The organism is Chromatiales bacterium (genome assembly GCA_024234935.1).
Lineage (GTDB): Bacteria > Pseudomonadota > Gammaproteobacteria > Steroidobacterales.
In genome coordinates, this window is sequence record JACKNI010000002.1 from 531403 (window position 1) to 553941 (window position 22539).

24 protein-coding genes are annotated in these 22539 nt (G+C 63.7%); 2 read left to right on the top strand and 22 right to left on the bottom strand.

Translation table 11 applies throughout. The annotated features are described in order from the left end of the window. Window positions 1-34: 34 nt before the first annotated feature. Window positions 35-1108 carry an HD domain-containing protein gene (locus H6979_07860; GenBank protein MCP5139755.1) on the top strand — a complete coding sequence of 358 codons (1074 nt, stop codon included), beginning with the start codon at window positions 35-37 and terminating at the stop codon, window positions 1106-1108. A 20-nt stretch (window positions 1109-1128) separates the two neighbouring features. Here H6979_07860 and H6979_07865 read toward each other — a convergent pair whose 3' ends face one another. The 19 genes from H6979_07865 to H6979_07955 form a co-directional block, all read right to left on the bottom strand. Then, window positions 1129-2154 (bottom strand): LLM class flavin-dependent oxidoreductase, encoded by a 1026-nt coding sequence (locus tag H6979_07865; protein MCP5139756.1) that lies wholly within the window; start codon window positions 2152-2154, stop codon window positions 1129-1131. Window positions 2155-2290: 136 nt separating this feature from the next. Further along, window positions 2291-2770: a GNAT family N-acetyltransferase gene (locus tag H6979_07870; GenBank protein ID MCP5139757.1), complete on the bottom strand. Its 480-nt coding sequence runs from the start codon at window positions 2768-2770 to the stop codon at window positions 2291-2293. A 23-nt stretch (window positions 2771-2793) separates the two neighbouring features. Beyond that, window positions 2794-3135, bottom strand: coding sequence for a ribonuclease E inhibitor RraB (locus tag H6979_07875; GenBank protein MCP5139758.1), 342 nt, complete (start codon window positions 3133-3135; stop codon window positions 2794-2796). 11 nt (window positions 3136-3146) lie between these two features. Further along, window positions 3147-4979, bottom strand: a complete 1833-nt coding sequence (gene glmS / locus H6979_07880; protein MCP5139759.1) for a glutamine--fructose-6-phosphate transaminase (isomerizing) — start codon at window positions 4977-4979, stop codon at window positions 3147-3149. A gap of 155 nt (window positions 4980-5134) precedes the next feature. Next, window positions 5135-6511 carry a bifunctional UDP-N-acetylglucosamine diphosphorylase/glucosamine-1-phosphate N-acetyltransferase GlmU gene (gene glmU / locus H6979_07885; GenBank protein ID MCP5139760.1) on the bottom strand — a complete coding sequence of 459 codons (1377 nt, stop codon included), beginning with the start codon at window positions 6509-6511 and terminating at the stop codon, window positions 5135-5137. Window positions 6512-6618: 107 nt separating this feature from the next. Further along, window positions 6619-7041 carry a F0F1 ATP synthase subunit epsilon gene (locus H6979_07890; protein MCP5139761.1) on the bottom strand — a complete coding sequence of 141 codons (423 nt, stop codon included), beginning with the start codon at window positions 7039-7041 and terminating at the stop codon, window positions 6619-6621. Window positions 7042-7056: 15 nt separating this feature from the next. Beyond that, window positions 7057-8436, bottom strand: coding sequence for a F0F1 ATP synthase subunit beta (atpD, locus tag H6979_07895; protein MCP5139762.1), 1380 nt, complete (start codon window positions 8434-8436; stop codon window positions 7057-7059). 76 nt (window positions 8437-8512) lie between these two features. Further along, window positions 8513-9373 carry a F0F1 ATP synthase subunit gamma gene (gene atpG / locus H6979_07900; GenBank protein MCP5139763.1) on the bottom strand — a complete coding sequence of 287 codons (861 nt, stop codon included), beginning with the start codon at window positions 9371-9373 and terminating at the stop codon, window positions 8513-8515. Window positions 9374-9405: 32 nt separating this feature from the next. Continuing rightward, window positions 9406-10947, bottom strand: a complete 1542-nt coding sequence (locus H6979_07905) for a F0F1 ATP synthase subunit alpha (protein ID MCP5139764.1) — start codon at window positions 10945-10947, stop codon at window positions 9406-9408. Between the two features lie 40 nt (window positions 10948-10987). Next, a complete protein-coding gene (locus H6979_07910; GenBank protein MCP5139765.1) occupies window positions 10988-11554 on the bottom strand; it encodes a F0F1 ATP synthase subunit delta in 567 nt (188 codons plus the stop codon). Between the two features lie 12 nt (window positions 11555-11566). After that, complete coding sequence (locus H6979_07915) at window positions 11567-12037, bottom strand: F0F1 ATP synthase subunit B (GenBank protein MCP5139766.1); 471 nt, start codon at window positions 12035-12037, stop codon at window positions 11567-11569. 42 nt (window positions 12038-12079) lie between these two features. Beyond that, window positions 12080-12349, bottom strand: coding sequence for a F0F1 ATP synthase subunit C (atpE, locus tag H6979_07920; protein MCP5139767.1), 270 nt, complete (start codon window positions 12347-12349; stop codon window positions 12080-12082). A 76-nt stretch (window positions 12350-12425) separates the two neighbouring features. Then, the gene (atpB, locus tag H6979_07925; protein MCP5139768.1) at window positions 12426-13262 is read right to left on the bottom strand and encodes a F0F1 ATP synthase subunit A; all 837 of its coding nucleotides are present in this window, start codon (window positions 13260-13262) and stop codon (window positions 12426-12428) included. 24 nt (window positions 13263-13286) lie between these two features. Then, window positions 13287-13745, bottom strand: coding sequence for an ATP synthase subunit I (locus H6979_07930; GenBank protein MCP5139769.1), 459 nt, complete (start codon window positions 13743-13745; stop codon window positions 13287-13289). A 228-nt stretch (window positions 13746-13973) separates the two neighbouring features. After that, entirely contained in the window at window positions 13974-14888 is a 915-nt protein-coding gene (locus H6979_07935; GenBank protein MCP5139770.1) for a ParB/RepB/Spo0J family partition protein, read from the bottom strand. A gap of 45 nt (window positions 14889-14933) precedes the next feature. Next, the gene (locus H6979_07940; protein MCP5139771.1) at window positions 14934-15728 is read right to left on the bottom strand and encodes a ParA family protein; all 795 of its coding nucleotides are present in this window, start codon (window positions 15726-15728) and stop codon (window positions 14934-14936) included. Then, complete coding sequence (gene rsmG / locus H6979_07945; protein ID MCP5139772.1) at window positions 15725-16387, bottom strand: 16S rRNA (guanine(527)-N(7))-methyltransferase RsmG; 663 nt, start codon at window positions 16385-16387, stop codon at window positions 15725-15727. The genes H6979_07940 and rsmG overlap by 4 nt, the downstream gene beginning before the upstream one ends. Window positions 16388-16416: 29 nt before the next feature. Further along, entirely contained in the window at window positions 16417-17406 is a 990-nt protein-coding gene (locus tag H6979_07950) for an oxidoreductase (protein ID MCP5139773.1), read from the bottom strand. A 35-nt stretch (window positions 17407-17441) separates the two neighbouring features. Then, window positions 17442-18056, bottom strand: coding sequence for a cytochrome c (locus H6979_07955; GenBank protein MCP5139774.1), 615 nt, complete (start codon window positions 18054-18056; stop codon window positions 17442-17444). 154 nt (window positions 18057-18210) lie between these two features. Here H6979_07955 and H6979_07960 point away from each other — a divergent pair, with 154 nt between their 5' ends. After that, a complete protein-coding gene (locus H6979_07960; protein ID MCP5139775.1) occupies window positions 18211-18930 on the top strand; it encodes an SIMPL domain-containing protein in 720 nt (239 codons plus the stop codon). Between the two features lie 14 nt (window positions 18931-18944). On the opposite strand, the gene H6979_07965 is transcribed toward H6979_07960, so the two are convergent. Genes H6979_07965 through oppB form a run of 3 tightly spaced genes read right to left on the bottom strand, consistent with a single transcriptional unit; the run spans window position 18945 to window position 22533 of the window. Next, window positions 18945-20735: an ABC transporter ATP-binding protein gene (locus H6979_07965; GenBank protein MCP5139776.1), complete on the bottom strand. Its 1791-nt coding sequence runs from the start codon at window positions 20733-20735 to the stop codon at window positions 18945-18947. Further along, the gene (locus H6979_07970; GenBank protein MCP5139777.1) at window positions 20732-21616 is read right to left on the bottom strand and encodes an ABC transporter permease subunit; all 885 of its coding nucleotides are present in this window, start codon (window positions 21614-21616) and stop codon (window positions 20732-20734) included. Before H6979_07970 ends, H6979_07965 begins: the two co-directional genes overlap by 4 nt. After that, complete coding sequence (oppB, locus tag H6979_07975; GenBank protein MCP5139778.1) at window positions 21613-22533, bottom strand: oligopeptide ABC transporter permease OppB; 921 nt, start codon at window positions 22531-22533, stop codon at window positions 21613-21615. The genes H6979_07970 and oppB overlap by 4 nt, the downstream gene beginning before the upstream one ends. Window positions 22534-22539: the final 6 nt, after the last annotated feature.

The following is a 22539-nucleotide window of genomic DNA, read 5'->3' on the forward strand; positions in this document are numbered from 1 at the left end:
CCGCCTGTCCGGGTGCGTGCAAGAATCCCTGCCCGTGGCTGCTCAGAACATCAATCGCGGCGAAACTGCCGGCGCCGACGCGCGGTCGACGGCGCTGTTTCCCCGGCGCAGCGAGTACGATGTCACCAACACCGTACGTGTCAGCTCCGTCGATGCGGTACGCGAAGCGGTAGACGAACTGTTCGAGCTTGCCTGTCCCGGTGCCTCTTTCGACAGCCTGTGGATGGCGTTCCACGATTTCCGGCGGCTGTTCCGTGGCCAGTTTGATGGCTATGTCGGCTGCGACACCCTGTATCACGATCAGCAGCACTCACTGGATGTGACCCTGGCGATGGCGCGGCTGCTGGCCGGCTATCAGCAGAGTTGTGCGGTCGCTGACCGTCTGGGCGTGGAGCGCACCGTGATGGGGCTGGTCTGCGCACTGTTCCACGATTCCGGATATATCCGGCGTACCGGCGAGCGTCATCACAACGGCGCGGAATTGACCTCCTGCCATATTGCCCGCGGCGCCGAGTTCCTTGGCAGTTATCTGCCGCGCATCGGGCTCGGGGCTTCAGTCGCTGTGGCCCGGCAGGTCGTGCATTTCACCGGCTATGAGATCCCGTTCAATGACCTGGAACTCGATGACCCGCGCGACAGCGCGGTGGGCCATCTGCTCGGCACCGCGGACATGCTGGCGCAGATGGCAGACCGCTGCTATCTGGAGAAATGCCGCGACCGCCTGTACGGCGAATTTGTACTGGCAGGTGTAGCCGTCGAGTTAAAGGGCCCGCGTGAACGGCTGGTGCGCTACGCCTCGGGCGATGACCTGCTGCGCCAGACGCCCGGGTTCTGGGAAGATTCAGCGCGTGCGCGCCTCGAACAAAGCTTCAATCGCGCCTATCGCTACATGGAACCGCTGTTCAACGGCCAGAACCCCTACATGGTGGCCATCGAACAGAATCTCGCCTATCTGCGCCAGTTGCTGGAAGCAAACCGGCTCGATGCCCTGCGGCGGCGGCCGCCTGTATTTACTGTCCTGCCGAACCCGATCAAATCGGTGGGTGCGCTGGTCAGCCGGCATCTCGCCAATCTCGATGCACCAGCCTCCTCCCTGACGCTCAATTAGCCGACACGATCAATGCGCGCTCAGCGCAGTGCCGGCACCACGTGCTCGCCGATGATCTTCAGCGCGTCCATCGGGTTGTCATGCAGGCGCAAACCGATTTCGGTCTGGCCGGCCTTGCCGAAGGTCTTGAAACGCTCGATTTCCCGGTCCAGGTCCTCGATGCCACCCGTGGAAGTGAGGCCTTCGCAGAGACGGTTGCACATCTCCTCGGATACGCCCTGGATATTGCCGGAACGGTCAAACCAGGCGGCGACGAACTTGTCGAAGTTGCTGACCACCGTCTGCACCTCATCGGGTGTCAGCCAGAGCTTGATGAGATCACCATCCAGCTTGCGCGCACGCCAGGCGAGTTCGCGACGGGACTCGCGATAGGCTTCCTTGCGGTCCTTCTTCACGTGCCAGGCCCAGAAGCTGTTCACGCGGATCGGCGACGCGCCCGGCTCGCGCTTGCCAATGCCGATGCGGACATTGTCCATGGCCGACTCGATGAGCTCCGGCGGCGTGCAGCCGATAAACACGCCGTCGGCGACGCGCGCTTCCATGCGCATCATCATGTGGCGATAGGCCGTGCCATAAACGAAGGGCGGCGGTGCCTTGAGCCAGTCGTAGGCGCAGGGATAGGTGACGTTGAAGATCTCGCCCTTGTAGCCGTCCTTGGCGAGCTTTTTCCGGCCGGCGCCGATCACGATCTCGATGGCCTCGCGCACTGCGACGACGATCTTGTCGGGCTTGTGCAGGGCCATCGCATCGAGGTTGCCTTCGCCGGCACCGATGGCGGCCATCGCCCGCCCCCCCGACAGCTCGTTGAGGCTCAGCAGTGAATTGGCGATCTTGAGCGGGTGCATCTCGAAGGGGCTGACCGCGAGCGCGCCCATGCGCAGCTTCTTGGTCGCCTGGGCCACCGGCACCAGGCTGATGAAAGCATCCCAGTGGGCGAAGTAGTTGGAGGTCCAGATGGCGCGAATGCCATAGCGCTCGGCGGCCTGGGCGAGCTCGACGAGCTGTGAAGGACCCAGATCGGGCTCAAGAATGATGTCGACTTCCACGGGGGCTGCTCCTGCTATGGCACTGCCTGTTGTTTGTTCTAATCAGTAACTCACCACTGTATCAACAGTAAGTCACCATATCAGTGCGAACCCGGTGTTCTATAAGGGTTTTCGCGCTGCAAGCATTGTAGCTGGCCTAATCGTTCCCGGATACGGTTTCGGTGCCGGTGCGATAGATGCGCAGCCCCCGAGCCTGGTAATTTGCCAGCGCTGCCGGGTGGTCGAGCGTACAGGTATGGACCCAGACGCGGTCGGGTCCCAGTCGCCAGGCATGCTCCAGCGCACTGCTCAGCATGGCACCGCCGAGCCCCTTGCCGATGAACGCCCGCAGCAGCCCGAAATAGACGATCTCGATCCCGCCGTGCGGATCCTCGCGCAGCTCGAAGTAACCGGCGGGTTCACCGGCCCAGCTCGCGGCAAAAGTATGCAAACCCGGCGCCTCCGCGTATGCCCGCCATTTGGCCTCGTCCCAGTCCCGCTTTTCCTGCCAGGACCAGTCAGCACCGATACGACAGTACATCGACTGATTGAACTGCCAGCGTGGCGGGATGACGGGCCGGATCTGCAGGCGCGGGTCGCGGATGTGTTTGGAGCGCAGCTGCTCCGGCGCATACATCACCAGGTAGCTGACGGTAACAGTCACCGGAGCCCTGAATCCCCGCGGGCTGGCGGACAGCCCCAGCCATCGGCTTCACCGCCATGCTCGCGGGCCAGCCCGGCAATCCGCTTCTCGAGGCTGTTCAGCAAAGCATGTTCCGGCGGCATATGCCGGGTGAGCAGAACCTGCCACTTCCCGGTCTTCTCGTACGGCGAGACCTGTGCCCGCAGCCCGAGCGCCGCCGTCGCGGCCGTGGCAAAGGCTTCGGCCTCCGCCCTGATCGCAAAGATCACGAAGAAATCGATATCCCGGGGCGCAGTCAGATCGTCGCCCTGTTCCAGCATGAGGCGCAGGAGTTCGCCATTGGTATCAGCGGGGTACACGCCGCAGGAGGTTACTCGACCGTTACCGATTTGGCGAGGTTGCGCGGCTGGTCCACATCCGTGCCGCGCAGTATGGCGACATGATAGGCGAGCAGCTGCATCGGAATGGTGTAGACCGCCGGTGCCTGCAGATAGGTCACATGTCTTGGCATGTTGATGACGGTAACGCCATCGCTGGATTCAAAGCCGGAATCCGGGTCGGCAAAAACGAACAGCTCGCCGCCACGGGCGCGGACTTCCATCAGATTGGACTTGAGTTTTTCGAGCAGGTCATTGTTCGGCGCCACCGTGATGACCGGCATATCCGCGTCGACCAGCGCCAGCGGGCCGTGCTTGAGTTCGCCGGCCGGATAGGCCTCGGCATGAATGTACGAGATTTCCTTGAGCTTGAGTGCGCCCTCCATCGCAATGGGATGCAGGATGCCGCGACCCAGAAACAGCGCATGGTGCTTGTTGGCAAAACGCTCGGCGAGCTGCTGCATCACGGGGTCCAGCACGAGGGTCTTCTCGATCAGGCCCGGAATCTCGATCAGACGCGTCACCAGTCCGCGTTCGCGCTCGGCATCCGCAGTGCGGTGTTTGGCGAGCGCGATCACCAGCATGGTCAGCGCGGTGATCTGGGTGGTGAAGGCCTTGGTCGAAGCAACACCGATCTCGGGACCGGCGCGCGTCAGCATCACCAGGTCGGATTCGCGTACCAGGGAACTCTCCGGCACGTTGCAGATCGCCAGCGTAGCCAGGTAACCGGAGCCTTTGGCGAGGCGCAGGGCAGCCAGCGTGTCAGCCGTTTCCCCTGACTGGGAGATGGTCACGAACAGCGTGTTCTTTGGCACCACCGGGCTGCGATAGCGGTACTCGCTGGCGATATCCACATGGCAGGGCAGGCGGCACACCTGCTCGATCAGATAGCGTGCCACCGATCCGGCATGGAAACTGGTGCCGCAGGCAACAATGTGTACGGCCTCGACGCGGGTAAAGACCTCAGCAGCCGCCGGACCGAAAGCTGCTTGCAGCAATTTGCCGTTGGCGACCCGTTCCTCGAGCGTCTGCGCGACAGCCCGTGGCTGCTCGTGAATTTCCTTGAGCATGTAGTGCGGATACTGGCCCTTCTCTGCCGCATCGGCCGACAGCTCACTCTGCTTTTCCTGGCGCTCAACCGGATGACCGTCCAGGTCGGTCACTCTGGTACCGGTCTTGCGGATCTCGGCTACGTCACCTTCCTCGAGGAAGACAAAGCGACGCGTGACAGGCAGCAGCGCCGAGACATCCGAAGCGACGAAATTTCCGTCATCGGTCAAACCAACCACCACCGGACAGCCGCAGCGGGCGAGTACCAGCAGGTCCGGGTCGGCTTCACTCATCACGACCAGCGCGTAGGCGCCATGCAGTTCGCCGACGGTGGCACGCACGGCAGAGTACAGGTCCGGCTTGCTCTTCAGGTGGTGGTGGATCCGGTGCGCAATGCATTCGGTGTCGGTATCTGAAGCGAATACATAGCCCTGCTGCTTCAGTTCCTCACGCAGCTGCTCATGATTCTCGATGATCCCGTTGTGGACGATCGCAAGTCCGTCGAAGGAGATATGCGGATGGGCGTTCCTCTCACTCGGTATGCCGTGGGTAGCCCACCGGGTATGAGCGATACCGATGTGCGCACTGAGCGGCTCGGCATCGAGGGCCAACTGGAGTTCAGCGACCTTGCCCTGCCGGCGCTGCCGCCGGAGCCGGCCATCGCTGAGTACAGCCAGCCCCGCAGAGTCATAGCCGCGATATTCGAGCCGGCGCAGCCCCTCCATCAGGATGGGGACGATGTTCTGCCCGGCGACTGCACCAACGATTCCACACATGGCTGAAATTATGACTTAGTGAACAGGGATTAGCGGCCAAAGATAGCGCTTTCGGGGTTACGGGGCTGTAACCTGCATCGCACTTGCGCAGGGTTGATACCGGCCCTGCCTGGCATGTCCTCGTCGTCCGGAGGACGAGCTTGTCGGTGCGCGCCTCAGCGTTTGGCTTTCTTCTGCGGACGCTTCCAGTTCGGGATGGTGGTCTGCCGGGAACGTTCCAGAGTGAGCTGGCCGGCGGGTGCCGCCTTGCTGATGGTTGAGCCGGCGCCGATGGTAGCGCCCGCGCCGATCTCGACCGGTGCCACCAGTTCCACGCCTGAGCCGATGAAGGCGCCGTCACCGATGATCGTACGGTGCTTGCTGGCACCATCGTAGTTGCAGGTGATCGTACCGGCGCCGACATTCACCTGGCTGCCGATGACCGCATCACCGATATAGCTGAGGTGGTTTACCTTGCTGCCGGCACCAATCACGCTCTTCTTGATCTCGACAAAGTTGCCGAGCTTGGCCCCGTCAGCGAGCTGGACTTCGGGCCGTACCCGCGCATAGGGGCCGATATCGCAACGCGCACCGATCATGCCCTGCTCGATGACACAGTGTGAGTGGATCACCGTACCGGCACCAACGGTAGCATCGCGCACCAGGCTGAAGGGTCCGATGCGCACACCGTCGCCCAGCACCACATCGCCCTCGATGATCACGTTGGCGTCGATGCAGACATCGCGGCCGCACTTCAGCGTGCCGCGAATATCAATCCTTTCAGGATCAGCCAGGGTCACGCCAGACAGCATCAATGCCGTGGCAAGCCTGCGGCGGAGTATCGCCTCGGCTTCGGCGAGCTGCGCCTTGTCGTTGATGCCCAGCACCTCATCGGCTGAGCCGGCCGTTACGGACACGACCGGAACCTCGTCCTTTACCGCCAGTCCGACACAGTCTGTGAGGTAAAACTCCTTCTGGGCATTGTTTGCGCGCAGCCGCCCCGTCCAGCGAGCCAGCAGCGCGGCCGGGCAGGCCAGCAGCCCGGTATTGATCTCGTCGATCTCGCGCTGGGCCGGCGTGGCATCTTTCTCTTCAACAATCGCGCTGATCTTGCCGCGCGCACCGCGAACGATGCGGCCGTAGCCAGTCGGCACGGGCAGCCGGGCGGTCAGGATTGCCAGCTGGCCTTTTGCCGCTTTTGCGACAAGTTTGCGCAGCGTCTCCGGCAGGACCAGCGGCACATCACCGTACAGCACCAGTACCACGTCCCCGGGCCGGATACCGGGCATGGCCTGGCGCACGGCGTGTCCGGTGCCGCGCTGCTGAGCCTGGTGGATCCACTTCACCGGCCGGCCGGCAAAGACCTGCCTGACCTGTTCACCACCATGTCCGTATACGACCCGCATTTCACGCGCACGCAGTGCCTCGGCCGAGCCAAGCACATGGGCGAGCAGGGGCCGGCCGGCCAGCGGGTGCAGTACCTTGGGAAGGTCAGAGCGCATGCGCTTGCCCTGACCAGCGGCGAGAACGATAACGGTGATGTCTTTTGCCATGGGCGGGGATTATAGGCAGGAGCGCCTTCTGTGGGAGCGCCTTCAGGCGCGATGTTTGCGGCCCGGGAAGATCGCGGCCACAGCCGCTCCCGGGACGGGCGGCGCTCCTACCTGCGCTTGCCTTTGAGTCGCTGGGCCGCGCGGTAGCGCGCAGCCGCCTCGACGAGCTGTTCCTGTGCGTGGACCAGATCTTCTTTGGCGGTCGCGCCCTTCAGGGCTTCCTCGGCCGCACGGCGCGCGTCGTCTGCAGCCTGCTCATCGAGCTGGTCGGCGCGCAGCGCCGTATCAGCCAGAACCGAAACGAGGGTCGGCTGGACTTCGAGCAGGCCACCGGTGACGTAGAAGAACTGCTCGTCCTGGCCCTCCATCTGCACGCGCACTTCGCCAGGCCGCAGGTTCATCATCATCGGCGCATGGCGGGGGGCGATACCCACCTCACCATACTTGCCAGGCGCGATGACCAGGTTGCCCTCGCCCGACCAGATCTGGCCTTCGGCACTGACGATGTCGACTTTGATTGTGCTCATGATCTGACCGCTGTCCTGCTACTGCAGCGTCTTGGCCTTCTCGACCGCATCGTCGATGGTGCCGACCATATAGAACGCCTGCTCAGGCAGATGATCATACTCGCCGGCAACGATGCCCTTGAAGCCGCGGATGGTCTCCTTCAGCGAAACGTACTTGCCGTCCTGGCCGGTGAACTGCGAGGCCACAAAGAAGGGCTGTGACAGGAAGCGCTGGATCTTGCGCGCCCGCTGCACGATCTGCTTGTCTTCCTCGGAGAGCTCGTCCATGCCGAGAATCGCGATGATGTCCTGCAGCTCCTTGTAGCGCTGCAACACCGACTGCACGGAACGCGCCACGTCGTAATGATCGGTACCAATGACGTTCGGGTCGAGCAGGCGGCTGGTGGAGTCGAGCGGATCCACGGCCGGATAGATGCCGAGCTCGGCGACCTGGCGCGACAAGACGAGCGTCGCCTCCAGATGCGCGAAAGTGGTCGCGGGAGACGGATCGGTGAGATCGTCCGCGGGCACGTACACCGCCTGGAAAGAGGTGATCGAACCGGTCTTGGTCGAGGTAATGCGCTCCTGCAGTACGCCCATTTCCTCGGCGAGTGTCGGCTGGTAACCGACCGCGGAGGGCATGCGGCCGAGCAGTGCCGACACCTCGGTGCCGGCCAGCGTGTAGCGGTAGATGTTGTCGATGAACATGAGCACGTCGCGACCTTCGTCGCGGAAATACTCGGCCATCGTCAGGCCGGTCAGGGCCACGCGCAGACGGTTGCCGGGCGGCTCGTTCATCTGGCCGTAGACGAGCGCGACCTTGTCGAGCACGCCGCCGTCCTTCATCTCGTGGTAGAAGTCGTTGCCTTCACGGGTACGCTCGCCTACGCCTGCAAACACCGAGTAGCCCGAGTGCTCGGCAGCGATGTTGCGGATCAGCTCCAGCAGCGTAACGGTCTTGCCGACGCCGGCACCGCCGAACAGGCCCACCTTGCCGCCCTTGGCGATCGGCATGATCAGGTCGATGACCTTGATGCCGGTCTCCAGCAGCTCGGTAGCACCCGCCTGGTCTTCATAGCTCGGCGCGGCACGGTGAATCGGCCAGCGCTCCTTCGAATCCACCGGACCGGCTTCGTCCACCGGCTTGCCGAGCACGTCCATGATTCGGCCAAGGGTCTTTTCACCCACGGGCACCGAGATGGGCTTGCCGGTATTGGTCACCGGCAGACCGCGCTTGAGGCCTTCACTGGCGCCCATGGCAATCGTCCGGACGACGCCATCGCCGAGCTGCTGCTGCACCTCGAGGGTGAGATCGAACTCATCGAGCAGCAGCGCATCGTAAATCTTCGGAATCTCCCCGCGAGGAAACTCGACATCCACCACTGCGCCGATAACCTGAACCACCTTGCCGTTACTCATCTCTCTCTCCTGCCCCCCGTAGGAGCGGCTTCAGCCGCGACCCGGGGTCGCATAAAAATCGCACCTGGTCTCGTCTTCAGACAGCAGCTGCACCACCGACGATCTCCGCGATCTCCTGCGTGATGCCAGCCTGCCGTACCTTGTTGTATTTCAACTGCAGCTGCTCGATAAGCTTGCCCGCATTATCGGTCGCCGCTTTCATCGCCACCATCTTCGACGCCATCTCGCAGGCCACGTTCTCGACCACGGCGCGATAGATCTGCGTCTCGACGTAGCGCGTCAGCACGCCATCGAGCAGTTCCGCTGCATCCGGCTCGTAGATATAGTCCCAGTGGGCAGGCAGATCCTGCTTGTCGTCGGCCTCGACCGGGAGCAGTGTCTTCACTTCCGGCTTCTGGCTCATCGTGTTGACGAACTGGTTATGAACCAGATAGAGACGGTCGATGCGCCCTTCCTTGTACAGGTCGAGCATCACCGTCATGGCGCCGATCAGCGTCGACATATGCGGGTTTTCACCGAGGTGCGTCGTGGCCGCCACGACATTGATCTTCAGGCGGCGGAAAAACTGTACGCCCTTCGCACCGATCAGACACAGGTCGACTTCGACGCCCTGCTCCTGCCACTGACGCAGCTCCGGGACGAGGCGGCGGAATTCGTTGACGTTGAGACCACCACAGAGACCCCGGTCGGTGGTCACGACGATGTAGCCGACCCGCTTTACCGGCCGCGAGTCGAGGAACGGGTGGCGGTATTCCGGGTTGGCTTCAAACAGATGGCCGATGACCTGGCGGATCTTGTCGGCATAGGGCCGCGCAGCGGCCATCCGCTGCTGGGTACGGCGCAGCTTGGAGGCGGCCACCTTTTCCATCGCCTTGGTGATCTTCTGCGTGCTCTTCACGCTCTTGATCTTGGTGCGGATTTCCTTGGCGCCGGCCATCAGCTATTCCTGTCCAGGGTCAACATGCAGACTCAGTAAGTGCCGCTCTTCTTGAACTCGGCGATGGCCTTGTGCAGACCCGCAACGATCTCGTCGTTGTAGTCGCCAGTCGAGTCGATCCGGGCAATCAGTGCGCCGAACTTGTCGCTCACGAAATCATGCATCGACGCCTCGAAACGGGTGACATCCTTCGCCGGCACATCATCGAGATAGCCTTCATTGACGGCAAACAGCGACACGGCCATCAGTCCGACGGACAGCGGGCTGTACTGCTTCTGCTTCATCAGCTCGGTAACACGCTGACCACGATCGAGGCTCTTGCGGGTCGATTCGTCGAGATCCGAGGCAAACTGCGCGAAGGCCGCCAGTTCGCGGTACTGGGCGAGTGCCAGACGGATACCGCCGCCGAGCTTCTTGATGATCTTGGTTTGCGCCGACCCACCGACTCGGGACACCGATAGACCGGCGTTGATGGCCGGGCGGATACCGGCATTGAACAGGTCGGTTTCAAGGTAGATCTGGCCGTCGGTGATCGAGATCACGTTGGTCGGCACGAATGCCGACACGTCGCCGGCCTGGGTTTCGATGATCGGCAGCGCTGTCAGCGAGCCGGTCTTGCCCTTCACCCTGCCGCCAGTCGCCTGTTCGACAAAGGCCGCGTTGACGCGTGCAGCGCGCTCGAGCAGTCGGGAGTGCAGATAGAACACGTCGCCGGGATAGGCTTCACGGCCCGGCGGACGGCGCAGCAGCAGGGATACCTGGCGGTAAGCCCAGGCCTGCTTGGTCAGATCGTCATAGATGATCAGGGCGTCTTCGCCGTTGTCGCGGAAGAACTCGCCCATCGCGCAACCGGAATACGGCGCGATGTACTGCATCGCTGCCGACTCGGAGGCCGTCGCCGCCACCACGATGGTGTGATCCATGGCGCCGGCTTCTTCGAGCTTGCGCACCACCGTCGCGACCGAGGAGTTCTTCTGGCCGATGGCGACGTAGATGCATTTGATGCCGGTGCCCTTCTGGTTGATGATCGCGTCGACCGCCACGGCAGTCTTGCCGGTCTGGCGGTCGCCGATGATCAGCTCGCGCTGGCCGCGGCCGATCGGCACCATGGCATCGATGGCTTTCAGGCCGGTCTGCACCGGCTGGTTGACGGACTGGCGGGTGATGACGCCCGGCGCCACCTGTTCGATCGGCGAGCGGCCGGAGGCCTTGATCGGCCCCTTGCCATCGATCGGCTCGCCCAGCGAGTTGACCACGCGGCCCAGCAAACCGTGGCCCACCGGTACCTCGAGAATGCGGCCGGTGGTTTTCACCGTATCGCCTTCGGAGATGTGCTTGTAGTCGCCGAGCACCACGGCGCCGACCGAATCCTGCTCGAGATTCAGTGCGAGGCCAAAGGTGTTTTTCGGGAACTCCAGCATTTCGCCGTATTTGGCGTCGGCGAGGCCGTGAATACGGCAGATACCGTCGGTGACGGCGATGACCGTACCCACGTCGCGTGCTTCTGCAGCACTTTCGAAGTTCTTGATGCGCTGCTTGAGCAGCTCGCTGATCTCGGAGGCTTTCAGTGCCATGGTCGAATCCCCTAATCCCTTCGGTGCTGGAGGCCGTGCCTCAGACGCTCAGGGCGGTTGCCAGTTTGTCCAGTCCTGTACGTACGCTGCCGTCGATGACGCGATCTCCGATCTGGAGACGCGCACCGCCGATCAGTGCCGGATCGAGCTTTACGCTGATCCGGATTTCCCGGCCGAGGCGCTGCCTGAGCGACGCCGCAATCCGGGACTGTTGTCCCTCATCCACCGCGGATGCCGAAGTCAGCACCACGTCGAGAGTATTTTCTGCTTCAGCCCGGAGTACCTCGTAGCGCCCCGCGATGTCCGGCAGGGCGGGAAGGCGGCGGTTCTCGCCAAGCAGGCGCAGGAAGTTGGTGGCTGTGTCGCGGGCGCCGTCGCCTGCGAAGGCCTGGCTGCCGAGCTGTTCACGGCAGATGTCCGCCATTGCCACAGCGATCTTGTCCACGTCGCTGCCGGGTGCCCGCAAGGTCTTGCCAAGATCCGGATCCATGACCAGGGTTGCTGCCAGCTGCAGAAACGCTGACCAGGAACGGAAATCGCCGGTCGCTTTGGCAATCTCGAAAACTGCCTGGGCGTAGGGGCGGGCGGCAAAGGCGTGATCGGTCATTCGCGCAGGTTCCTAGATCTGTGCCACGAGCTTGTCGAGCAGATCCTGGTGGGCACGGGCATCGATTTCCCGCGCCAGGATCTTCTCGGCACCGGCGACCGCGATCGACGCAACCTGGGCCCGCAGCTCATCGCGGGCACGGTTGATCTGCTGGTCGATATCGGCCTTGCCTGCCTGGATGATGCGCTCACGCTCCTGATCAGCATCGGTACGCGCCTCATCGACGATGTCGTTGGCGCGGGTCTGCGCCTGGTCGATGATGGTGCGTGCCTGTCCGCGCGCTTCTTCAACCAGCGCGGCGATGCGCGTCTGCGCTTCTTCGAAGGAGCGGGCACCCTTGTCGGCAGCTGCCAGTCCGTCAGCGATCTGCTGCTGCCGCTCTTCGATGATCTGCATGAGCGGAGGCCAGACATACTTCATGCAGAACCAGACGAAGACCGCCATCGCGATCGCCTGACCGAGCAACGTGAGATTGATATTCACCGCATGACTCCTGCTATCAAGCCGGGGCTGTAAAGCCCTGCCTTAACCGCCGACAGCTGACTGCAGCTGGCCAATGAAGGGATTGGCGAAGGCGAAGAACAGCGCGATACCCACACCGATCATGGCCACGGCGTCGAGCAGTGCGACGGCAAGGAACATCTTGGTGGTCAGCATGTTGGCCAGTTCGGGCTGGCGGGCGCACGCTTCGAGGAAGCGGCCGCCGAGCAGGCCCATGCCGATGCCTACGGCGAGCGCACTCAGGCCCATCATCAGCGCGACGGCGATCGCAGTTGAGGCAATTACAGTTTCCATCGGTTACTCCTGGCTCGTTATCAAAGTGTTGTGGACAAGGTTTTCTGGATTGGTGCTGGCTACGGTTCCGGTCAGTCTAGTGATGCTCGTGCGCCTGACTCAGGTAGACGATGGTGAGCATCATGAAGATGTAGGCCTGCAAGGTAATGATCAGAATGTGGAACACCGCCCAGGGGAAGTGCAGGGGCAGCTGCCAGATTCCCAGCAGGGCGATCAATATGAACATCAGCTCGCCGGCATACATGTTGCCGAAGAGACGCAGGGCGAGCGAAAGCGGCTTGGCCAGCAGGGCCACGCTCTCGAGCAGGAAATTGAAGGCGATCACCAGCGGCCAGGCCAGCAGGGGCATGCCGAGGGTCTTCGGGTTGAGCGGGTTCATGGTCAGCTCACTGAGAAAGCCGCCCGCCCCCTTCATCTTGATGCTGTAGAAGATCACCAGCGCGAAAACGGAAAGTGACATGCCGAAGGTCACGTTCACATCAGCGGTGGGCACGATGCGCAGGAATTCGGCGATCCCGGGCTGCTCGACGGCGTAGGGGACGAAATCGACCGGAATCAGGTCGAGCAGATTCATCATGAAGACCCAGGACACGATGGTCAGCGCCAGGGGTGCGATCAGATTGCTCTTGCCGTGAAAGGTACTGCGTACGCTGGAATCGACCACATCGTAGATGAGTTCCACCATCGCCTGTATCCGTCCCGGCTCGCGCGTGGTGGCCTTGACGGCCACGCGCCTGAACAGCCAGCACAGGAAGATCAGCAGGCCGACCGAGAAAAACATGGAATCCACGTTGATGGCCATGAAATTGCCGGCGCACTCGTTCCACACCCAGCCTTCATCGGTCTTGCAGACCTGCAGGTGGGTGAGGTGGTGGCGGATGTAATCGGCAGGGGTATGGGCTTCTGCTGACATGCCTTGCTTACCGTCGTCCTGGTTCTAGTCGTCGTTAGGGCTGTCGCGGCCATTTACCGGGCCGGGAAGCTTAGCCGCACCGAAATCATTCCGCATCCAGGGATAACCCGTACCGAGCGCCACCAGATAGACGACAAAGGTCGCCGCATAGGCGACGATCATTGGCGCGAACTGCGGGCGCATGACCCGGATCACCACGATAAAGAGCGCCACCGTCAGGGCGATCTTTATCGCTTCACCTGTATAGACCGAGCGCATAAAGCGTTCGGGTTGCAGGGCCGCCTGGCCGCTGAACATCCGCAGTGCCTGATAGAGGCCCGCGACGATGCTGATGCCACCGCCCATCAATGCCGACTGTGCTGCCTCAACCCCGCCGACCGCAGCGGCGACTGCGGCTACCCCGAATGTCAGGGCGGCCTGCCAGGCAGCGAGGCGATACGCGGCCCGGCGCAGCACTTTCTGGTTCTGCGTCGCGCCAGTCATGTGGCAACTGTAATCAGCGCAACGCGCTGCGAAGGCGCGGAAGTCTAGAGATGATGCAGCGTGCAATCAAGTGCGATTCACCGGCCACAGGCAGAATCCCCAAGTGGCTCGGCAGGCCCGCGCCTGGCCAGCAAATATATGGTCAGTGTCGATATGCTGTTAATAATCTGTCACTTTATGCGATCTGCCTGAAAGCCTTGCCCCTGGCTGCTTTCAGCCCGATTGCAGCTAGTTGATATGGGCCAGGATGCCATCGAGTTCGTCGAGGCTGTTGTAGGCAACCACAACCTTTCCCTTGCCGCCGCGGCCGTGCTGAATCGAAACCCTTGCACCGAGTTTTTCGGCCAGGTCGTTTTCCAGCCGCCGCACATCTGGATCCTTGGACTGCGACTGCGCCTTGCCGCTCTTGTTCGCCTGACCTTCCTGCATGCGCTTGACCAGCCGCTCGGTCTCGCGGACGGACAAGCCCTTGGTGGCGACCAGACGGGAAACCTCGGCCTGCATCCGGCTGTCAGTCAGTCCCAGCAGGGCACGGGCATGGCCCATTTCGATGGCCCGCTTCTCGAGCAGCTCACGGGCCACTTCACCGAGTTGCATGAGTCGCAGCAGGTTGGACACGGCAACCCGGGACCGGCCGATGGCATCGGCAGCCGCTTCGTGGGTCAGACCGAATTCGTCGATGAGCCGGCGCACGGCCATCGCCTCCTCCAGCGGGCTCAGGTCCTCGCGCTGGATGTTCTCGATCAGCGACATCACGATCGCATCGGAATCGGGGACATCGCGGACCACGACCGGCACGGACTGGAGCCCGGCCATCTGCGCCGCCCGCCAGCGGCGCTCGCCGGCGATGATTTCGTACTTCGGGGTATTGCCAGGACCTTTGTCCGCCAGCAGGCGCACGACGATCGGCTGGATCACGCCCTGGGTGCGGATCGAGCTGGCCAGATCCTCCAGCGACTCATGGTGCATGTCGTGGCGCGGCTGATAGACACCGCGCACCAGCAGATCGACGGGCAGTGAGCGCAGCCCCTCGGCGGCTTTCTTGGCGCTTCCTTCAGCGGGAGCTGCGGTCTGGCCAGCATCACCGGGGTTGCCGAGCAGGGCTTCCAGGCCGCGCCCGAGGCCAGTTCGCTTTACTACCATGGTGTTTTCGCCTGTCTTTCCGGGATCGCCCGAACCGGCGGCATTCTAGCCCGATTGGCTGTCAGCGGTGCCGGCAGCCGTTTCGTCGGCCAGCACTTCCGCTGCCAGCTCCATGTAGGCCTGCGCGCCCCGCGAGCTGCGATCGTGCAGCAGCGCCGGCAGTCCGAAACTCGGCGCCTCGGCGAGCCGCACATTGCGCGGGATCAGCGTCTTGTAGACCTTGTCGCGGAACAGCTTCTCCAGCTCGGCCGACACATCGGTCGCCAACCGGTTGCGCGGGTCGTACATGGTGCGCAGCAGACCTTCGATATTGAGTTCGGGATTCACCGTATTGCGCACCTGCTTCACGGTTTCCAGCAGCGCCGACAGCCCTTCGAGTGCATAGAACTCGCACTGGATCGGGATCAGCACCCCGTCGGCGGCGGTCAGCGCGTTGAGGGTGAGCATGTTGATGGTCGGCGGGCAATCGATGAGCACGTAGTCGTACAGTCCGCGTACCGGCTCGAGTGCCTTGCGCAGGCGCATTTCCCGGCCGATTTCCTGGAGCAGGCGCACTTCGGCAGCGGTCAGGTCCGCGTTGGCGGGCAGCACCGCGAAGCCGGCATTCGTCACCGACACGATGGCGTCCAGCGCCTGGGCCTCGCCGAGCAACACCTCACAGGTCGAGGCTTCGAGCGCCTGCTTGTCGATGCCGCAGCCCGTGGTCGCGTTGCCCTGCGGATCGAGATCGACCAGCAGCACGCGTCGCTCGAGCGCTGCCAGCGAGGCGGCAAGATTGACGGTGGTCGTGGTCTTGCCCACACCGCCTTTCTGGTTGGTGACCGCGATGACGCGACTCATGAGGCGGCCCCGGTGCCGTCAGCCCGGCGGCCGACCACGATCATGTGGCGCTCCGCATCGAGGCCGGGGACCTGCACGGCAGTGACCGCTTCGATTTCCCAGCCCTCGGGCAGCGCTTCAATCTCATCGGTGGGCAGACGACCCTTCATGGCCAGCAGTCTGCCACCTGGCGCAACCAGCCGCCCGGCGCCGCGTATGAAGTCCGGCAGGGCGGCAAAGGCGCGGGAAGTGACCGTATCGAACAGCTGCATCGGCGCGTAGTCCTCGATTCTTGTCTGTACTGCGCTGGCATTACCGATCTTGAGTTCGCCGATCGCCTGCCGCACGAAACGTACCTTTTTCAGCCCCGAATCCAGCAAGGTGAAGCTCCGCTCAGGGTCGACCAGCGCCAGCGGAATTCCCGGCAGGCCAGCGCCGCAACCGACATCAAGCACGCGCCCGCCCTTGAGGAAGTGCCGCGCCGACAGGGAGTCCAGCACATGCCGTGTCACCATCTCCCCCGGATCACGGACGCTGGTGAGATTGAAGGCCTGATTCCACTTGTCGAGCAGGCGCAAATAGCCGGCCAGCGCGCCCACCAGCCTTTCATCGGCGCCCAGGCCAAGTTCGGGGAGGTATTTGCGGAGCAGTTCTTCCGGCGATCCGGCCGACGGGGTCAGTATAGCCAATGCCTTGCGTGATCCGCTGCTCAGGCCAGCCGGACCAGGCAGCGCCCGACCACGGTGGCATCGATCCAGGCCGGCAGCTCGGCAATCAGCTGATCGAGGCCGATTTCCCGGCTCGCGATCCGGCCCAGCGCCGCGGTTCTGAACTCGCCGGCCAGCCGCTGCCAGATTTCAAGGCGCACCTTGCGCGGAACTTCAACCGCATTGATGCCGAGTACGCTCACACCGCGCAGGATGAAGGGCAGGACGGTGGTATTGAGCTCGGTGCCCTGTGTCAGCCCGACGCTGGCGATGCTGCCCCAGTTAAGGGTGGTGCGGGTCAGCCAGGCCAGGGTAGCTCCGCCCAGATTGTCGATGGCGCCGCCCCACATCGCTTTCTTGAGCGGCTGTGTGCCGGCATCCACCTCATCCAGCGGCATGATGGCGCTGGCGCCCAGTCCCTTCAGGTACTCGCCGGCCGTTGTCTTGCGGGTCAGCGCCGTGACCTGGTAGCCGCGTTCGGCGAGCATCGCGACGGCAAAACTGCCCACGCCGCCGGTGGCGCCGGTAACGATGACCGGACCGAGATCGGGACTCAGGCCGTTCTGCTCGAGGCGATGAATGGCAAGCGCGGCGGTGAAGCCGGCGGTACCGAAACTCATCGCGGTGCGCGCATCGAGCCCATCAGGCAGCGGAATGACCCATTCGCCGGGCACCCGCGCATATTCACTGAAACCACCGTCGTGGGTTTCGCTCAGACCCCCGCCGGTCACGACCACGCGGTCGCCGGGCTGGCAGCGTGGATCGGTCGAGCTGACCACCGTACCTGCCAGGTCCACGCCGCCAACCAGCGGAAAGCGCCGCAGGATGCGCCCCTTGCCGGTCGCGGCGAGCGCATCCTTGTAGTTGACGCTCGAGTATTCGCCACGGATGACCACGTCGCCGGGGCTCAGCTGGTCGAGGCAGAGCTGCTCCAGGCGTGGCACGATCCGGCCATCTTCCTGGTGTATGCGCAGTGCCTTGAAAGAATCCATGCTGGCTCCTCGCCAGTGGAGGCGTGTGCGACGCGCTATTTTTTCTTGTAGGCGGCGGTCTGCAGCCCTGGTTGTGCGGCGAAGTAGCTGGCCAGTGCGTGAATATCCGCGTCGGAAAGCGCAGCGGCCTGGCTGCCCATGATCGGGTCCTTGCGCTCGCCGTTCTTGTACTGGTGCAGTGCGTGCTCGATGTAATCAGCCTTCTGGCCTGCGAGTACCGGCCAGTTCGGCATCTGGCTATGGCCGCCCTCGCCATGGCAGGCGACGCAGGTAACGGCCTTTTCCTTGCCCGGTCCGTCCACGGCTGGACCGGTTTTCAGCGGTGCGCTGCCGGCCAGGAAGGCGGTCAGGTCGCGCATATCCTGGTCGCTCAGGCTCGTCGCCTGGGCATGCATGGTCGGGTGTATGCGCGTTTGCGCCTTGTAACCCTGCAGCGCGATGTAGAGGTATTCAGGATGCTGGCCGGCGAGTTCCGGTACCGAGTAAGAAGGATAGGCATTGCGATAACCGACGATGCCGTGACAGCCCATGCAGGTATCGGCCAGCTTCGATCCGCGCACGGCATCGCCCGTATCCTGCGCCGTTGCCGGCGTCACACCCATGAGCAGGGCCGAAGCAGTCAGAAAGAGTGCGGGCAGAATCGTGCGCATATGCTGTGCCTTGGTTATTTGCCAGCGCCTTCGCCCGTGAAGAGCCCGCGCCGGGGGTTGAAGCAGGTATGACCGGCGGCTATGTTAGTGACACCCAGCCGCTAATTCCAGACTGCGTCCAGACTCCACACTTCCATTGACGGGAAAACCGCACATGTATATCCGTTCCGGGCTGCTGGTGATCTGTCTGCTCGCAATCCCCTTTGCCACATCCCTTGCGGCGGGGGCAGACGAGGCGCCGCGCACGATCTCGGTGTCCGGCACGGGTACCGTCGATGCCGTGCCGGATGTCGCCCGGCTGCGTCTCGCGGTGCAGCGCCGCGATCTGAACATGCAGGCAGCGCGCGATGCGACCGTAAAGGTGAGCCGGGACTTCATCGCCCTGTGCAGCCGGCTGGGCATCAAGGAATCGAAGGTGCGCACGGCCGGCCTGACCATCCAGCCGGAGTACCGCTGGGACCAGAAGCAGGGGCTGCAGGTGTTCACGGGTTATTTCGTCCAGCGCCAGCTGGAGGTCGAACTCAATGACCTCGACAAGCTCGGTGAGCTGATCGAGGGAGCAATCAATGCCGGCGTCAATGAAGTGTCGCCACCGGAACTCGACAACAGCCAGCGCCGCGAGCTGGCCCGGCAGGCACTGGCCGCAGCGGCCACCGATGCACGCAGCAATGCGCAGCGGATCGCCGACACGCTCGGCGTGAAGCTGGGCGCGCTGCGCAACATCGATGCGCACAGCAGTCAGCCACGGCCACCCGGCCCGATGATGCGCATGTCCGCCATGGCAGCCGAGGCGGACTCCGGTGCCAGCTATACGCCGGGAGAAATCAGCCTCGATGCCCAGGTGAATGCGAGCTTCGACGTCCTGATACCCTGATCGCGGATCCTGGTTCAGATCTCACCGGCCCGATGGCAGGCGACGGTGCTGTTCGCGATCAAGCGCAGCGCCGGCATCTCGCTGGCGCAGCGATCGACAGCATGGCTGCAACGGGTCCGGAACGGGCAACCTGTGGGCGGCACAAGCAGCGAAGGCACTTCACCCGTCGCCAGCACGCGTTTTCTTTGTCGTTCGAGCTGCGGATCAGGGATGGGTGCGGCCGCGATCAGCGCACGAGTGTAGGGATGCAGCGGAGCCGCGCACAGGGATACCGCATCGGCCGTCTCCATGACGCGACCCAGATACATCACCATGATCCGGTGACTGATCCGGCGCACCACAGCCAGATCGTGCGCGATGAAGATCATCGCCAGGCCCAGCTCTGCCTGCAGCTCCAGCAGCAGCGCGATGATCTGCGCCTGCACGGTCACATCAAGTGCACTGACCGCCTCGTCACAGACCAGCAGCTGCGGCTTCAGCACCAGCGCCCGGGCAATGCCGATACGCTGGCACTGGCCGCCGGAAAACTGGTGCGGATAGCGGTTCATCCAGGCGGGATCCAGCCCGACCTGGGTCAGCGCGGCGCTGATCCGCGCACCAAGCGCAGCTTCGCTGAGCTGCGCCTCGAATGCCCGGAGCGGCTCCGCGACGATATCGCGCACGGTCATGCGCGGATCGAGCGCCGCCAGCGGATCCTGGAACACCAGCTGCATGTCGCGACGGAACGGCCGCACCTCGCCCTCGGACAAGCCGGCAAGCTCGGTGCCGAGCAGACACACCCGGCCATGTGCCGGCGCCACCAGTCGCAGCACGGCGCGCGCCAGCGTCGACTTGCCGCAGCCGGACTCGCCAACCACTCCCAGGGTTTCACCAGGGGCGAGGCTCAGCGCGACGCCGTCCAGGGCACGCAGCATCCGGTGCCGGGACGAAATACCCGCGGCTGGCACGCGGTAATGCACGGCGAGATCGCTGACTTCGAGCAGCGGTGGTCCATCCGGCAAGGGCGAGCGCACGCTGCCGGCATCTAGTCGCGGCACCGCTGCGAGCAGCTCCTGCGTGTACGTCGAGCGCGGCGAACGGAAGACCTGCTCTACACCGCCCTGCTCGACACACTGGCCATTGCGCATGACCAGCAAGCGATCACAGCTGCCGGCGGCAATGCCCATGTCGTGCGTGATGAGGATCACCGCCGTGTTGAAGTCGGCGCGCAGCTCGGCCATCAGCGCGAGGATCTGTGCCTGTACCGTGACATCCAGCGCGGTGGTCGGCTCATCGGCGATCAACAGGGACGGCCGGCACAACAGGGCGGTGGCGATCATCACGCGCTGGCGCATGCCGCCGGAAAGTTCGTGCGGATACATGTGCAGACGCTGGCCAGCGTCGGTGATGCGGACCGCTGTCAGAAGCCGCTCGCACTCGGCAAGCGCGGCGGCGGCGCGCAGCCTGCGGTGGCGCTTCAAGACCAGCGCCATCTGGGCACCGATGGTCAGGTAGGGGTTCAGCGCCGTCATCGGGTCCTGGAAGATCATCGCAATCCGTGCGCCGCGGATGTCGGCAAGCGCCGGTTCCGGCAAGCCGGCGAGCTGCCGGCCGTCGAACAGCACGCTCCCGCTCATGCGGCCATTTCCCGCCAGCAGGCCGGTCAGTGCGAGGGCCGCCTGTGTCTTGCCCGAACCCGACTCGCCGACGATGCCGAGAACTTCGCCGGAACCGAGGCTGAAGGAGAGTTCGCGAACCGCCTGTACCGGACCTTCACGGGTCGCGAAGGACACGTTGAGGCCGGCAACTTCGAGCAGTGTGCTCATGCCCGGCTCCGGTCACGCGGGTCCAGCGCATCACGCAGCCCGTCACCGAGAAAATTGAAGCAGAACAGCGTGAGCGCCAGGAACAGCGAGGGAAACACCAGCATCCACGGCGCATTCTCCATCTCCTGTGCGCCCTCGCTGACCAGCGCGCCCCAGGAGGTCATCGGCTCCTGCACGCCGAGGCCGAGAAAGCTCAGGAAGGATTCGACGAGGATCACCTGCGGGATGGTGAGCGTCACGTAGATCACCACCACACCGAGCAGATTGGGCACGATATGGCGCAGGATGATGTAGCCGGTACGTACGCCTGATACGCGCGCAGCCTCGATGAACTCGCGCTGCTTCAGCCCCAGTGTCTGGCCGCGGACGATGCGCGCCATGTCGAGCCAGTTGATCGCACCGATCGCGACGAAGATCAGCACGATCTGCCGGCCGAACAGCACCATCAGCAGGATCACCAGGAACATGAAGGGCAGCGCGTAGAGGATGTCGACGATGCGCATCATGATCCGGTCGGTACGTCCGCCGATGAAACCGGCGGTCGCGCCCCAGGCGATGCCGATCACCAGGCTGACGATCGTCGAAACGAGACCGACCAGCAGCGACATGCGGCCACCCTGCAGGGTACGACTCAGGAGATCCCGGCCGAGCGCATCGGTGCCGAACAGGTGGCCATCCGCCAGCGTCGGCGGCATGGCGATGTGATCCCAGTCGGGCTTGTCGAAGCTGTACGGGCTGAGTGCGGGACCGAAAACCACGAGCAACGCAAGCACGCCCAGCACGACGGCGGCGGTCATCGCCGCGCGATTGCGGCGCAATGCGTAGCCGGCATCGGACCACAGGCTGCGCGGTGCTTCGACAGCCGGAGTTACCGCGCTCATTGCCGCGCTCGCGGGTCGAGCCAGCCGTAGAGCAGGTCCACGACAAGGTTGAAGAGAATGATCAGCGCGCCGTAGAACACGACGATGCCCATCACCAGCGTGTAGTCGCGGTTGAGCGCACCCTGCACGAAGTAACGGCCTAGACCCGGCAGGCCGAAGATCTGTTCGATCACTACCGAGCCGGTGATCAGTCCGGCGGTGGCCGGACCAAGATAGGAAATCACCGGAATCAGGGCGGGTCTGAGTGCGTGGCGCAACAGGATCGTGCGCATCGGCAAACCCTGCGCGCGTGCGGTACGGATGAAGGGGCTGCCGAGCACTTCGATCATGCTGCCGCGGGTCAGCCGCGCGATGTAGGCCACCTGCGTGAGCGCCAGTGATACAACGGGCAGCACCAGATTCTGCCAGGCGCCGCCGCCCAGACCGCCGGCCGGGAGCCAGCCGGCGAGTACCGCAAATACCAGCACGAGCAGGGGTGCCAGCACGAAGTTCGGCACCGAGATACCGGTCATCGCGACGGCCATCGTGGCGTAGTCGGCCGGCCGGTTCTGGCGCAGGGCCGCCAGACTGCCAAGCGTCACACCGACGCTGACTGCCAGCAGCATCGCCAGCGCACCGAGCTGCAGCGACACCGGAAAGCCGCCGGCGATGAGTTCCGTCACGGTCCGGTCACGATACTGGAAGGACGGTCCGAAATCCGCATGGGCCAGATTCCAGAGGTAGCGGCCGAACTGCTGCCAGAGCGGTTCGTCCAGATGATAGGCCGCACGCAGATTGGCCTCGATTTCCACCGGCAGGCGCTTTTCGCTGTCGAAGGGGCCGCCCGGCGCTGCACGAATCAGGAAGAACGTTGCGGCGAGCAGCACCAGCAGCGTGGGAACCGCTTCGAGCAGACGCTTGCGCAGAAGACTCAGCATGCGTTC